At 62.7% G+C, this 255-nt stretch carries 1 protein-coding gene; it reads right to left on the reverse strand.

Annotation, left to right across the window (positions count from 1 at the left end; all coding sequences use genetic code 11):
* A partial coding sequence (locus tag MFF64_RS39125; protein ID WP_238194050.1) for an ATP-binding cassette domain-containing protein occupies positions 1 to 232 on the reverse strand: 232 nt, incomplete at its 3' end.
* Between the last annotated feature and the right edge of the window lie 23 nt (positions 233 to 255).

Consider the following 255-nt stretch of genomic DNA (forward strand, 5'->3'; position numbering starts at 1 on the left):
GCTCCGCCCCCAGCTTGACGTTTTCCAGGACGCTCATCCCCCGGAAGATCTCCAGGCCCTGGAAGGTGCGCCCGAGGCCCATGCGGGCCCTTTCTTGGGGGCTTTTCCCCTTTAGGCTTTGGCCCAGGAAGACCACCTCTCCTCGGTCGGGGTCGAACACCCAGGAAAGGACATTTAAGAGGGTGGTCTTCTCGGCTCCGCTCTGGGCGGTGTCGGGCAGGAAATCGCCCATGACCACGAAGGACTCAACCACTC

The organism is Methylobacterium frigidaeris, assembly GCF_022179185.1.
Classification (GTDB): Bacteria; Pseudomonadota; Alphaproteobacteria; order Rhizobiales; family Beijerinckiaceae; genus Methylobacterium; species Methylobacterium frigidaeris.